The following is a 13,196-nucleotide window of genomic DNA, read 5'->3' on the forward strand; positions in this document are numbered from 1 at the left end:
TGTTCAATGCATTAATCGCAAAACACTTTTTATTTTGAACAATCGTTCAAAATAAATCTTGAACGATCGTTCAATTAAGTCTATATTTATTTCACACAATGAAGTTACCCCCTATTTTTTACTAGCGCTAACTGACTTGAACTAAATTATTTATAAGAAGATTCAAATTCGGAGCATCATCATGAGCAAATTTACTATTCACACTATCGAGTCTGCACCACAAGCAAGTAAAACGATGTTAGAACAGTCTTTAAAAAGCTTTGGCATGGTGCCCAATCTTCATGGAGTGCTTGCTGAATCGCCGAATACCTTTGAGGCCTATCAAACACTGCATAACCTATTTGAAAGCTCATCTTTCAATGCCGAAGAATTAACGGTAGTGTGGCAAACCATTAATGTTGAACATGGTTGTACATACTGTGTACCAGCCCATACTGGCATCGCCCATATGATGAAAGTGGATGGCGCGTTAACTGAAGCACTGAGAAATCGCACCGCAATGCCAACCGCTAAATTACAAGCACTACATGACACCACATTGTTGATGGTGCGTAACCGTGGCTTGTTATCTGATGCTGAAATGGAAGCCTTCTTTACAGCAGGTTATGGTCAGCAACAGTTACTGGAAATCGTTTTAGGTCTGTCACAAAAAGTCATTAGCAACTACGTAAACCATGTTGCTCATACTCCGGTGGATAAGCCTTTTCAACAATTTGCTTGGGAAAAGTAGTCGCTAATTCAGCGCTCACCAATAAGTAAGACGTTTACGGTTAACATTAAAGCTGATAATTATCAGCTTTAATCATTTTCAAAGCTAAATCCAAGTACAATTCTAAATTCGAACCTAAGTTCAAACCTAAGTACAAACCTAAGTACAAACCTAAGTACAAACCTAAGTACAAGCCCAAGAAAAGCATAAGTCCAAAATCACATAGCAAGGCAAGTGTAATATGTCAGATAAAATTAAGCTCGATATCGTTTCAGATGTAGTTTGTCCATGGTGTGTGGTCGGTTACAAGAGTTTGCAGCAAGCCATTAAAGAGCTGGGGATAGAAGACAAAGTTGAACTTGAGTGGCAACCTTTTGAGCTCAATCCTGATATGCCTACAGAAGGTGAAGAATTACGTGCACATGTGGCGCGTAAATATGGTTCAAGTGCTGAAGATAGCGCCAAAGCCAGAGAAAATATTGCCCAGCGCGGCGCCGAATTCGATTTTGAGTTTAACTTTGGCGACGACATGCATATCGTTAATACCTTTGATGCTCATATATTGCTGGATTACGCCAAAGGTTTTGATAAACAAACTGAATTGAAATTACGTTTGTTTAGCGCTTACTTTACTGAGCATAAAGATGTCTCAGATAGAGCAGTATTGGCCAATGAACTAGCTGCTATTGGGCTTAACGTCGATGAGGCTATGGCATTATTAGACAACCCCGACATCAGAGAGCATATCAGCGCTGAGAAAAACCAATGGACCGCTGCAGGAATATCTTCGGTACCGACGGTTATATTTAACCGCACTAGTGCCTTAAACGGCGCTCATCCGGTTGAGTCATATAAACAGGTACTGACGCAACTATTGGCAGAGTTAGAAAGTAACTAATGGTGAGACTTTTTTAAAGCCGATGACATAAAAAACGGATGATAAATATCATCCGTTTTTTAGTTTATGAACCCGCTGTTGATGGGATTTATCCCGTTCTGCTTTAAGCTTTTAGAGCACGGCTCATTAACTTCACTGCTAAATAAGCTTTGGTAAATGTTATCACTGCGGCGTTAAGTCTCTTTAATCGCAAATTGGCTCATCATATTATCTAATGCTAGTAAATCAGTGGCGATCACATTGGGCTGAATCTCCCAAGGGTCAAATATCGCCGTTGGTGATCGCTTAACCCAAGCTGCTTTTAGCCCTGCAGATATTGCCCCCGTCACATCAAAGGGGTTACTTGATATTAGCCAAGTGTCACTGGCTAATGAATCTGAAACATGCAAAAAATGCTGATAAATAGCCGGATTAGGCTTAAAGGTATTGATCTCATCGGCGCTCACTATCGCTTCAAATAACTCAATAAGGCCTGCTGTTTGCAATAATTGCTCAACCGCTTTGGCAGTACCATTTGAAAAGGCAAATAACCGATAACCTTGGGCTTTAAATGCCAGCAAGCCTTGCTTTACTTCTGCAAATGCTGGCAAGGTTTTATAGCGTTCTAGTAAGGCTTGTTTTTGGCTTGAAGATAAAGATATTTGATAATACAGGCAGGTATAATCTAGCGCTTGGCGGGTACACTCACTAAAAGGAACATAATTGTTCATCAAGCCTCTGCGAAACGAATACTCTAATTGTTTCTCGCGCCAAGTAGTTGAGAACCCAAAGGCTTTATCACCCACCAGCGTTTGCAATTGTGCCAACAGCCCATGGGTGTTAATTAGCGTGCCATAAACATCAAAAGCCAGTGTAATAGCCATATTCATCCCTTAAAAATAAAATCATTTATTTAGAGGTTTTACTTTAGTGCTCTTTGTCCCTAGCCGCTGCATTGCCATTGCAACAATCAAACGCTTTTTAATGGCCAGGCATTAATTGCGAACTTTCAAATACACCATCAATGAGAGTTTGAATGGTATCGTCATCTTGATTGGCATGGGCATAAGTACGAATACCAATTATCTGCACTTGAATAAAACGTGCTAACGCCTGTGGATCTTGAGTCGTATCTAACTCACCTAACTGCTGCGCTTCAGTGAGTAGTGCGGCAAATTCAGCCTCAACCATCCCTAAGGCACTTTTAGCTTCAGCTAATAAATCGGCATTGTCTGTGGTTAATTCTGCCACAGTTTTAACCAGCATACACATACCACTTGGCACGGTTGATTTGTTGGCTAACACTGAGCGCTCAATAAACAGTTTTAACGCCCTAAGGGGCGAGCCAGCATCAATACGGCACTGGGCTAACATCTCAACACCCGTTTGCGCATAGTATTGTAAGGCCTCTTTAAACAAGCCTTCTTTGCTGCCAAAGCTGGCATAAATACTACCAGGGCGTAAATCGATTACTTCTTGCAGGTTACGCATTGAAGTCGCGTGAAAACCTTTTTGCCAATATAGGTTGGCCGCTTTTTGAATCGTTTCCTCACGATTAAATTTGGCTGCTTTAGTCATAATCTTAGTCTCAGATCTATATTGAACGATTGCTCAATTTTACAATGAACGACTGTTCAAGTCTAGTTTGCCTTACTGGCGATGACCAATAATTGCAGCTCTAGTAGTTTTAAGGTTTATCTGATTTAATCACCTTAATAAATGACGCTACTTGGTGCCAAGGCTTAAACAACTGAACTTCAATAACGATCAGGCCAAACTGCAATCTTCATCTAGGCCATTATCCCCTATGACACTATCAATAGTGTTAGTGGTATTGCTGTGTCAGTTATTTACTATTAGTACGGCATTCTCAGTGCAATACCCTCACGGAGAACATCCATCAGGTATCGTGCTTGCCCATCACCATGCAGATTTATCACAGCACTCTCATCCTTACCAAGAGGCTGAAAATACACTTAAAAAACCTTTAATGCCACTGAATCACAGGCAGAAATATTAGCAGCGAATAACCCTGATAAGTCCGCTGCTGATCATGAACATGCTAATCAGTCACTCTCTGCGGCTCATCCACCATTCGAATCCATATTTGTCGCTGAATTTGCCCATACCAATACCCTTTCAGATAATCCAATAGATTATCAAAGTTACCAATTTGCTCCCCCTATACCTCCACCACATCAATAAGTCAGCGACTTTATAATCATATTCGTAATAAGAGTGATTTAACTGACTGCGCATTCATCAAGGCCAAACTGAGTTATTTCAGCAGAGCTTCAATGATTGAGCTCAGTCGTAAAGCGATATTTATAACGCGCATTTGTGCGTGACTTATTGGAGTTACAACAATGAGCCAACAACTGGCCACTGCCATAAAAATGGTGGTGATATTCATGGGGCTTTTCGCTTCATTTTCTTTATTTGCCCATGGTGTTGATGAAGACACTCGGCAATTTCTTACCTTAAATCAGGGCGTTTCCATCTTCCCTTTCATTTACATTGGCGCTAAACACATGGTCACTGGATACGACCATTTACTGTTTCTCGTCGGGGTGATTTTCTTTCTATTTCGCACTAAAGATGTGCTGATTTACGTCAGTTTATTCACCATCGGCCACAGTGTAACCCTGCTATTTGGGGTGCTAAATGATGTGCAGATTAATGCTTATCTGATCGATGCCATTATTGGATTTTCAATTGTGTACAAAGGCTTTGATAATCTCGGCGGCTTTAAACGCCTATTCGGTTTTCAACCTAATACCAAGGTTGCAGTGATGATCTTTGGACTGTTTCACGGCTTTGGTTTAACCACCAAGATTCAAGAGTTTCAGCTGCCCAGCGATGGACTTGTTGCCAACATCATCGCCTTTAATGTCGGTGTTGAAATCGGCCAATTTTTAGCATTGGGATTGATACTGATCGTGATGAGCTTATGGCGACGTCATAAAAGCTACCTGCAGTTTTCTACCGCCGCCAATACCTTGCTAATGAGCACCGGCTTAATGTTAGTGGGCTTTCAATTAACTGGCTATTTTATCAATTAATCAGCCGGAATATGCATCATCATTTACCGCATTTTTTAAGGAACAAACATGAACAAGAATGAACAACAGTTGCAGCCAATAGTTATTCCGGTGCACTCCATAACTATTCCTGTACACTCCACAGCAACGCTTATTAAAGCCAGTATCGCCGCAGGTGTTATTGCCGCGATTGTACTGGTCACAGCCATATTACCTGCTGAATACAATATCGACCCGACGGGTATTGGCAAAGCCTTAGGGTTAACCAAAATAGCTCAAGCAGCTGAAATAGGGACTGTTGAAAATACAGAAAGTGTAGAGGGTATAGATGATATAGAGAGTGCAGCGTTAGTCATTGTCACCGCGCCCTTAGTTGCAGACATTAAACAAGCCCGAAAAACGGCAGCGGTAAGATCGGATAGCGTCAATGTGGTTATTCCTGCAGGCAAAGGGTTGGAATATAAATTACTGCTCAATCAATTTACTCATTTAACCTATCAATGGCACACCCTTGATGAAGCGCCGTTGTTTTTTGACTTTCACGGTGAGCCCCAAGGCGATACCACTGGCTACTATGAAAGCTACAACATCAGTACTGCAAATAAAGTGACAGGCTCATTAACCACCCCTTTTGCAGGTGCCCATGGTTGGTATTGGAAAAACACCAGCGATGCTGCCATTACCGTGGTACTCAACACGACTGGGGCCTATAACATTAAAGGCTGATTGGCTTAATGGTTAGTGGTTAATGGTTAGTGGTGATGAGTCATCAAACTAAATCAAAAAACTAAATCAGAAAAAATCTACTGTCGATTATCTTAACGATACTCTGATAGTGGATTTTATTTATTAGAATGCCCCACTTTCAAAGCCAAACTACCAGCAGCTTCAGTTAAAAAAGCTAAAAATATCTAAAATCAGGCCAAACCCTCTAAAAAACTCTATTTTTAAAACAGTTCACTCATCAAATCTGCGCATCTTTAGCTAATGTCCTCGGCGGAAGCAATACTAATAATCCTAAAATTAAGATGATCATGATGAACAATAAAAAGCACATATGGGCATATAGCATGTCACTAGCCGCTCTTGTTATGGCAGGGTGTGGTAACGATGGCCGTGATGGTGAAGACGGTATTTCACCACCACCTAGCAGCCCTTCAGCGAAGGTTTTATCCCTCGATATTGAAGATATTTCTGTCTCTGAAGGTAATATTACCCTTAAATTCTCTGCTGAAAATGAACAAGGGACGCCTGTCACAAAAATTAACAGCATTAGAGTTGAAGCCGCTCAGTTACTCGCACCAATTAATGGTGATAGCTCTGCTTGGCAATACCTGCTCAACGAAACCTGCAATGAAGAGTGCCCAGGAGAGCTAACCGACTTTGCTAACGGCCAATACCAATACACAATGGGTACCAACCTAGCCGATAGCAGTTACTTTCCAAATGGCTATGATGCAAGTTTACCCCAACGCGTTATCCTCCGCGTAAATGGCACTGAGTTAGTGCCGACCACATATCAAAACACTGATTACATGGTCGATGGTTCTGAGCTATCGTTCACCCGTAATATTGTCGATAGTCAAACATGTTTAAGCTGTCATGAAGACATTGCCAGCATTAAACATGGCGGTGATAGCCTAGAAAACTGTGCCACTTGCCACTCAGCAGGCAGAGTCGATGATGATAAAACATGGCCTATCATTGCTCATCAAGCTCATATTGGTGTTAGCTCTGAGACCGTTGGTAACTGTTTAGCTTGTCACAACGATGAAGAAACAACCGAACACACTGAAGCGTTAAACTGGCAAACAATGCCAACTCGTGAAAATTGCTCTAGTTGTCATAACTTAGAAGAAGCCAACATAGATCATAGCGGTATGAGTGATAACAGCCAATGCTCAAGCTGCCATAGTGCCGAGCATGTCTATGATAAACACCGAGGCAAAGCCGATGCCGGTATCGCGGGCCGCAGCCTAATGAATGTCAACATTAGCGATGCGAAGATTGTTGATGTTGAAGGTGAATCATTTGCAGAAATCGTGGTTGGACTTGAAGATCAACAAGGCCAAGCGCTGCCTTTTACTAGCACAGAAGCGAAAGATTGGGATTATTTATCCGGGCTTGAGTTGTACGTAAACTGGGGCATTGATGTTAATTTCACCCAAGGGCAACAAGACGGTATAGGGCTTGCTGGTCACATGGGACAAGGCCGCGGCTATACTGTTTACGGTAAAACCACCAAACGAATGACGTCAGAGCAAAGCGGATTACGTCCCTTAACGCCTGTGCATGCATTAGTTGATGGCAACCTTGTTTACCGGGTCGGGCCAATTGAGATGAATGATACCTTTGCAGGTGACACCTCAGACAATTATGGCTTTATCTCGAATCGAGTCTTTTTCTGTACGGATGATTTAGGTCAAGCAGCGACCTGTGGTGCAGAAGGCGTTAAGAGCAATGCTACTTATAACAAACGTTGGTTCTTTGATGCCAATGGCCTGCGTGATGAAATTAAACGTCGCCCAATTGTGTCAAACAAAAATTGCGGTTCTTGTCATGGTTACAATGAAGAAACGGATACTACCGAGCTAAATTGCCGTGGTTGTCACTCTCGTAAGACCGAATCAAATCTTGAGCTGGCGAATACGACCTGTTTCTCCGGTAATGATGGTGAAGAAGCTATTGCATTTAAGCCTATGATACCTCGCGGTAAAGGCTACGGCACCTCAACTGCTGATATCGTTGATGCGTGTGTCGCATGTCATAATCCCAATACTCCGCCGACCCAAGCCATTCGCGAACGTCATACTGTGCAAGGTGACAAAGACTTTGTTGAGCAACTCGTTGTGAGTCACCCAGATCATAAAATCTGGATGCATTCATTACATAACAACCAGCGGGCAACTCAGAAACAACCGGATTGGATCCGCTCAGTAAATTACCCCGCTAACCAAGCCAACTGTTACCGTTGTCATGAAGGTGACACTTTTGGTGCAGAGCGTTTAACTGAAGAAGGCAAACCCTTAGCATTGGATCTGACTTATGATCCTGATAGCAGAGCGTATCCGGCCACTGATGTTAACGTCGATGCTTATGTGAGCCCAGTGTCTGCAACTTGTTATTCATGCCATGCCAAGCGGTATGACGAAGACAGCAATACCATGGTAATTAAGCCCCATGTACGTGCGCATATGGAGCAAAATGGCGGTCGTTTTGGTGTACCTAAGGATGAGCTGGAAACAGAATCCTGTATCACTTGCCATAAATTAGACAAACTCAAACAACAGCATAAATTGAATTAATCCCCAAATTCATCATCACTCTCTCAAAGGGGCATTTATGCCCCTTTTTATTTGAGGAAGGTCAAATTATTTGACCACTTTCACATCAACATCAACCACATTTCGCTATATTATATCTCTTCTTAACCACTCAGGAATTTTCATGTTGTTGCTGGCCAACTTGCTATTCGATTCTGACAAACAAACCCTGACGGATGCTAGAACAGGTGAGCAGCACTCATTATCGTTTTCAGAAAATGCAGTATTAAAACATTTAATACTGGCTGAAGGTGTCGCCACTAAAACCGATTTACAATCAGCTGGTTGGCCTAACCGCAATGCGACTGATGCATCTCTCAATCAATGCATCAGTACCTTAAGACGAAAGCTTGCCAGCGATGAGTCAATAGAGCTTAAAACCATTCCGCGTCATGGTTACGCATTAAACGCGCCACAGGCCACAAAGCAAAACAAAAATCCCCGTACAACCCTAACCATCAAAGCTATGGTTATATTGATATTTTTGAGTATCATTATCGCCGTTATAGGGTATAGACAATGGCAACCGTCTTCAGTAAACCTGCCTTTTACGTTATGTCAACAACATCCATTAACAGCAGTCATTGAGGCGACCTCAGAAGATCACTGTGATTCATTGCCGCTGCCCATAATTAATCCATCCCAGCCCCAATGGCTAGGACAACACAATCATTACTACAGTTTAGCAATGTGCCCAGAAGGTGATTGCGCTCAAACGGGCTTGCTCAATACCGTTAGCCATAACGCCTTAATATCTGCAGTACAACTACAGCAGCTGACGCAAAAGATACAGCTCACCACCACGCCGTCCAGAAATCAATTAACCTTACCCAAAGCGGCTGTACAAACAACTGAATTAACCGAGCAACATTATAATAATTATATTTATTATCCGACTGAATCTGGTGACATCGTAAGAGTCGATTTTAGGATGGCCTTGCTCTACAACGAAGACAAAGCAGGTATTATGACGGTTGATGCCTGTATTAGCCTGTTAAATTGCGATGGGGCATCGATACAGTTTCAAGCTCGTTATCAATTTAATGAGCAACAAATAGAGCAAGAAGGTCACAACATAAGTGTATTTTTCATGACCGTTGACCATCAACACCTCACTCCAGATCAACATTTAGGAAAACAAGGCGAACTGTTCACTTTCTACAGCTCGTTGCGCCGCAGCCTATTGTTCGATAATGATATTCGCTACTACCGCCTACAAGATGATGAGCATTATGGTGTATGGCAGTTACCACTGTTAGGCAATCCGGTAGCATGGCTGCATCGGCAACAATTAGCGCTATAGCACCTATTGATGAGCCCATTTCACATTGTTGAGTGTTGATGATTGCAGATTGCAGATTGCAGATTGCAGAGTACTCAGTACGGCTAAGCACAACGCGACATAGGAACTTGGTCATCTTGTCTTGCCCGTTTCTATTAGAAACAAAACTGCGATGCCGTTGTTGCCGGGGTAATTAACATTACTCGGAGTATAAAATGAGACACTTGATAGGGCTTAATCGTCAACACCAAGATAATTAACGATAAAAAATCCACTGTCGATTATCTTAACGATACTCTGATAGTGGATTTTTTAAATCATAATCTTGCGCTGTGCAGCAACAGGTTTACTTTTGTGTTTTACGGTAATGATCAAAGTTTTTAATGTAATCGTCCATATTACCTTCTAACAACTTACGGTACTCTTCAGTGTAATAGGCCACCATGTCAGCTTTTTTCTGCTGCATCTCTTCGGCATTATCAAAACCAGTAGAAGCAAACCAAGCATTGTAGCGGGTTAAGGAATACATGAATGAAGCGCTTACCTCACCCGTTTTTACCTTGGGATTTTGATTGAACTCATTAGCAACATTAATAAACTGACTAGCGCGATCGAAAAAAGCTTTATCTGGTTTTGAATCAAACATGATAGATCCTTGTACTGAAAGTTGCCTGTAGCGGCAAAGTAAAATAGCAATGGTAATAACCTACGTGCTTTTACGCTGGTAAACCTTAAGGTGGTTCACACTCTGCAATAATGATGCTCCGTAACTGTGAGCAGCATCAATATGTCGAGAACTCACTGAATTTAACACATAAAAAAACCCTACTAATGCTTAAGTAGGGTTTTATACTTGCTAGACTTTAACGCTAAACTTTAACGCTAAATCAGCATTACTGACCTTTAGCTTTACAGTTAAATTCACCACTGTAATCAAAGTTAAAGTTGTAAATAGTGAAACCTTCAGTACCTTCTTTAGTCCCATCTTCCTGCTCAGTTGAAAGACCAGTAATTTCATTGGTCGCACAACGGAAGGCTTCATCAAGCTTTGCAGAAGCAAATGACACACTAGTAGTATTTGGCGCGATAAGCTCAAACACTTCAGCATTTGGGAACGCTAATTTACTATCACCTTCTTGCTCAGCTAAACGATCAGCCAAGTAGAATTGCACTAATTCACGGTTATTAAATGCCGCCTCTTCTTTAACAAGCTCAGCGTTATCAACACCAGGCATACGAGAGTTAGAAGCACGGTAGTTGTTGGTAATCACGTAGATTTCTGCGTCATCAGCCATTTCAGTACCGTTATAGGTAAGCTCAACTAACTGCTTGCTGTCTGTTGTATCAAATTCCCAACCATTAATGTTGGTGTACTTTGATTCGTTTTCAACGTTGATTGTGTACTTAAGCATGCCTTCGCCAGATTCATTAAAGCCAGCATAAAACGCATCGAAGTTATAACCAGGGAAGCCTTCAACTAAGAAAGTCTCACCTTCAGCTAATGGTAAGCTGTTATAAGCATTTGAGTTAACCCACTCAATCCAGTTTTTCATATCCGCACCGGTCATTTTTAAAACGGCAGGGGTATTGTTATCAAATACATAGATATCAGCAACTGAAGCGTTAGTTAGCTCACCAGTTTGAATGTTGGTGTAATCGGCGCCGCCATTACGACCAGATTTAAATGGCGCAGATACAGACATGAAAATAGCGTCTGCAGATGCATCAGCAAACTCGCCTTCTGCTTTCCATTTATTCAGTTGATGAAGCTGTGCTTGGTTAACCACTTGCATGGATAAATCTGGTACCACTTGTGGGAAGAAGCTGTTCATGTTGACATCGATTTCAGCAATCATTGCTGACATGTAATCAACGGTACCTTCATGCTCTTCAACTACTAGATCTTCAATAAGAACATCAGACTCATTTGGAATTAGTGAGCGCAGCTCGGTTGTAGAGTGAGAATGGTCAACAGTCCATGTCTCGCCGTCATCGCTAGATTTAAGTTTTAGGTCAATAACACCCAACTTAGCACCCCAGAAACCTGGCATGATGGCAGGAATACCATTAATTAAACCCAGTTCAGGATTAACCCCTGGGATATCGCCGTATTCATCAGTTTGATTCGGGAACTCGCGATGGTCGTGACCAAACATGATGGCATCAACACCGTCAACATAAGCTAGATGCAATGTTGCGTTTTCAGCAAATTCATCTTCATTATCGTTCAAGCCTGAATGCGGGATAGCAACAATAACGTCTGCGCCTTCAGCCTTCATCATAGGCACAAAATGTTCAGCGGTTTTCTTGATATCTGAAACCATCACATTACACACTAGATGCGAAGCATCCCAGCCCATAATATCTGGTGGTGTAAAGCCAATGACACCGACTTTAACATTGTATGATTCACCATTTTCGGCAATAAACTCACGGTCTAAAATGACATATGGGTTATACATATGCTCAGCGGTGTCATAAAAATCTTCAGTAATGCGTACTTCACATTCATCTGCTGCATTGCTGACTTTTTCAAGCGAGCTATCAGCCTTCCACACATTTGAACTCACGTAAGGGAAATCTGAACCTTTAAGTGCTTCATCTAAGTATTCAAGGCCATAGTTGAATTCGTGGTTACCTAAGTTAGCCGCATCATATTTTAAATGGTTCATCGCTTTGTAAACCGGATGCTTGTCATCTTTAAGATGCTCTGCACCTAGCGCTGCCATGTAGTCACCCATTGGGCTACCTTGGATTAAATCGCCATTATCAAATAACATGCTATTGGCGACTTCTTCACGCGTTTCAGCAATGACTAAGGAAGTACGTGCTAAGCCCCATTCTGGCAGGTTGTTTTCGTTGTGTTCTGCACTCGCGAAGTAATTGTATGGCATAACGTTAGTATGGATATCTGTGGTTTCCATCAAACGGACTTCCATGCTAATTGATTTATCGTCTGATGAGCTATTACAACCTGTAAGTACTGCTGCAACACTGGTCGCAAGCAGAAGCTTCTTAGCATTCAATTTCATATTTATTCCAAATAATTATTTTATTTATGTCTGTATGCCGAATTATTGCCACAGATTAAGATTGGTCAATTAATCTCAAGCAATATTTCAGCATCAGTAAAGGCGGGAGTAAATTAAATAAAACATACAAATAAGTAAAGTGAAGATTTTATTTCAAACAACAATAAAAACAAAAAACAGCTTTGAATTTAAAGTCAAAAAAAATAACAACGCAGAAAACAAGCAACAAACGTAAAAATAAAAATTACAGATATAGTTTGAAAAACAAGCTTAAGACTCACGGCTAAAAACCTTAAGTCTTAACTTACCCCTCATAAATATTTCAGTTAATATAAAAACAGCACATATATTCAACAAGTATCTCTTAGGATAAAAAATATCCCTCAAGATATGAATAAAAAACAACACTCTGAATTGTTTCGACAGCAAGACACTGCCACAATCAAAAACATAAAATAATTAAAGTACAGACAGATAAGATAAAACCAAAATTTCAGACCTCTATTTTACTCTAGCCTTTGGCACCATGTTTAATTACAAAACCTTAGCTTTTATGATTGTGATGATTGGTAGAGCTTATGTCCCAGTCAATTGAAATGACACTTGTTCTTGAAATGATCAATAAATTTCAAATCTGACCAAAATAGAAAACAATTCAGTACTACTCGCCTACTGCTACTGATAACATTATAAATATAAAATTAGTTTTGAAAATTTAAATTAAAAACCTGGCTGCAACAAGTGTTTCTCACAAAATAAACACAAATCAAGCCACAAACAAACACCTGAGCAACAACAAATAAACATCTTAAGCCTCGCCGCGACACTTTAAATTACCAACAAATTAAATGGCAATTAATAAAAATAGTTTCTTAAATTATTCAAACCCTAATTATTAATAACCTACAGCAGTTACAAAATGATTAGATTGT

11 protein-coding genes are annotated in these 13,196 nt (G+C 40.9%); 7 read left to right on the plus strand and 4 right to left on the minus strand.

Annotated features, from left to right (window positions below; translation table 11 throughout):
* The first annotated feature begins 181 nt into the window (after positions 1–181).
* The gene (locus BCU57_RS17260; RefSeq protein WP_102440313.1) at positions 182–730 is read left to right on the plus strand and encodes a carboxymuconolactone decarboxylase family protein; all 549 of its coding nucleotides are present in this window, start codon (positions 182–184) and stop codon (positions 728–730) included.
* Between the two features lie 220 nt (positions 731–950).
* A complete protein-coding gene (locus BCU57_RS17265; RefSeq protein WP_102440314.1) occupies positions 951–1,607 on the plus strand; it encodes a DsbA family oxidoreductase in 657 nt (218 codons plus the stop codon).
* Positions 1,608–1,780: 173 nt separating this feature from the next.
* On the opposite strand, the gene BCU57_RS17270 is transcribed toward BCU57_RS17265, so the two are convergent.
* Both BCU57_RS17270 and BCU57_RS17275 read right to left on the minus strand, forming a co-directional pair.
* A complete protein-coding gene (locus BCU57_RS17270; RefSeq protein ID WP_102440315.1) occupies positions 1,781–2,470 on the minus strand; it encodes a haloacid dehalogenase type II in 690 nt (229 codons plus the stop codon).
* Between the two features lie 97 nt (positions 2,471–2,567).
* Complete coding sequence (locus BCU57_RS17275) at positions 2,568–3,164, minus strand: TetR/AcrR family transcriptional regulator (RefSeq protein ID WP_102440316.1); 597 nt, start codon at positions 3,162–3,164, stop codon at positions 2,568–2,570.
* A gap of 229 nt (positions 3,165–3,393) precedes the next feature.
* On the opposite strand from BCU57_RS17275, the gene BCU57_RS17280 reads away from it, so the two are divergent.
* The 5 genes from BCU57_RS17280 to BCU57_RS17300 all read left to right on the plus strand — a co-directional run bounded on the left by BCU57_RS17280 (position 3,394) and on the right by BCU57_RS17300 (position 9,253).
* A complete protein-coding gene (locus tag BCU57_RS17280; protein WP_133149396.1) occupies positions 3,394–3,606 on the plus strand; it encodes a hypothetical protein in 213 nt (70 codons plus the stop codon).
* A 346-nt stretch (positions 3,607–3,952) separates the two neighbouring features.
* Positions 3,953–4,648 (plus strand): HupE/UreJ family protein, encoded by a 696-nt coding sequence (locus BCU57_RS17285; RefSeq protein ID WP_102440317.1) that lies wholly within the window; start codon positions 3,953–3,955, stop codon positions 4,646–4,648.
* Between the two features lie 48 nt (positions 4,649–4,696).
* Positions 4,697–5,353 (plus strand): hypothetical protein, encoded by a 657-nt coding sequence (locus BCU57_RS17290; protein WP_198589289.1) that lies wholly within the window; start codon positions 4,697–4,699, stop codon positions 5,351–5,353.
* A gap of 344 nt (positions 5,354–5,697) precedes the next feature.
* Complete coding sequence (locus tag BCU57_RS17295; protein WP_413211466.1) at positions 5,698–7,932, plus strand: multiheme c-type cytochrome; 2,235 nt, start codon at positions 5,698–5,700, stop codon at positions 7,930–7,932.
* Positions 7,933–8,074: 142 nt separating this feature from the next.
* Complete coding sequence (locus tag BCU57_RS17300) at positions 8,075–9,253, plus strand: winged helix-turn-helix domain-containing protein (RefSeq protein WP_102440318.1); 1,179 nt, start codon at positions 8,075–8,077, stop codon at positions 9,251–9,253.
* Between the two features lie 325 nt (positions 9,254–9,578).
* On the opposite strand, the gene BCU57_RS17305 is transcribed toward BCU57_RS17300, so the two are convergent.
* Positions 9,579–9,878: a DUF3144 domain-containing protein gene (locus BCU57_RS17305; protein ID WP_102440319.1), complete on the minus strand. Its 300-nt coding sequence runs from the start codon at positions 9,876–9,878 to the stop codon at positions 9,579–9,581.
* A 247-nt stretch (positions 9,879–10,125) separates the two neighbouring features.
* On the minus strand, positions 10,126–12,264 hold the full coding sequence (locus BCU57_RS17310) for a bifunctional 2',3'-cyclic-nucleotide 2'-phosphodiesterase/3'-nucleotidase (RefSeq protein WP_102440320.1): 2,139 nt from the start codon (positions 12,262–12,264) through the stop codon (positions 10,126–10,128).
* Positions 12,265–13,196 lie beyond the last annotated feature (932 nt).

The sequence above is a fragment of the Shewanella sp. 10N.286.48.B5 genome (assembly GCF_002874355.2).
In the GTDB taxonomy this organism is placed as follows: domain Bacteria; phylum Pseudomonadota; class Gammaproteobacteria; order Enterobacterales; family Shewanellaceae; genus Shewanella.

Bases quoted from the DNA above. Each gene is read 5' to 3' on its own strand.
- BCU57_RS17260 (WP_102440313.1), top strand. From the start codon at position 182: ATGAGCAAATTTACTATTCACACTATCGAGTCTGCACCACAAGCAAGT.
- BCU57_RS17265 (WP_102440314.1), top strand. From the start codon at position 951: ATGTCAGATAAAATTAAGCTCGATATCGTTTCAGATGTAGTTTGTCCA.
- BCU57_RS17270 (WP_102440315.1), bottom strand. From the start codon at position 2,470: ATGGCTATTACACTGGCTTTTGATGTTTATGGCACGCTAATTAACACC.
- BCU57_RS17275 (WP_102440316.1), bottom strand. From the start codon at position 3,164: ATGACTAAAGCAGCCAAATTTAATCGTGAGGAAACGATTCAAAAAGCG.
- BCU57_RS17280 (WP_133149396.1), top strand. From the start codon at position 3,394: ATGACACTATCAATAGTGTTAGTGGTATTGCTGTGTCAGTTATTTACT.
- BCU57_RS17285 (WP_102440317.1), top strand. From the start codon at position 3,953: ATGAGCCAACAACTGGCCACTGCCATAAAAATGGTGGTGATATTCATG.
- BCU57_RS17290 (WP_198589289.1), top strand. From the start codon at position 4,697: ATGAACAAGAATGAACAACAGTTGCAGCCAATAGTTATTCCGGTGCAC.
- BCU57_RS17295 (WP_413211466.1), top strand. From the start codon at position 5,698: ATGTCACTAGCCGCTCTTGTTATGGCAGGGTGTGGTAACGATGGCCGT.
- BCU57_RS17300 (WP_102440318.1), top strand. From the start codon at position 8,075: ATGTTGTTGCTGGCCAACTTGCTATTCGATTCTGACAAACAAACCCTG.
- BCU57_RS17305 (WP_102440319.1), bottom strand. From the start codon at position 9,878: ATGTTTGATTCAAAACCAGATAAAGCTTTTTTCGATCGCGCTAGTCAG.
- BCU57_RS17310 (WP_102440320.1), bottom strand. From the start codon at position 12,264: ATGAAATTGAATGCTAAGAAGCTTCTGCTTGCGACCAGTGTTGCAGCA.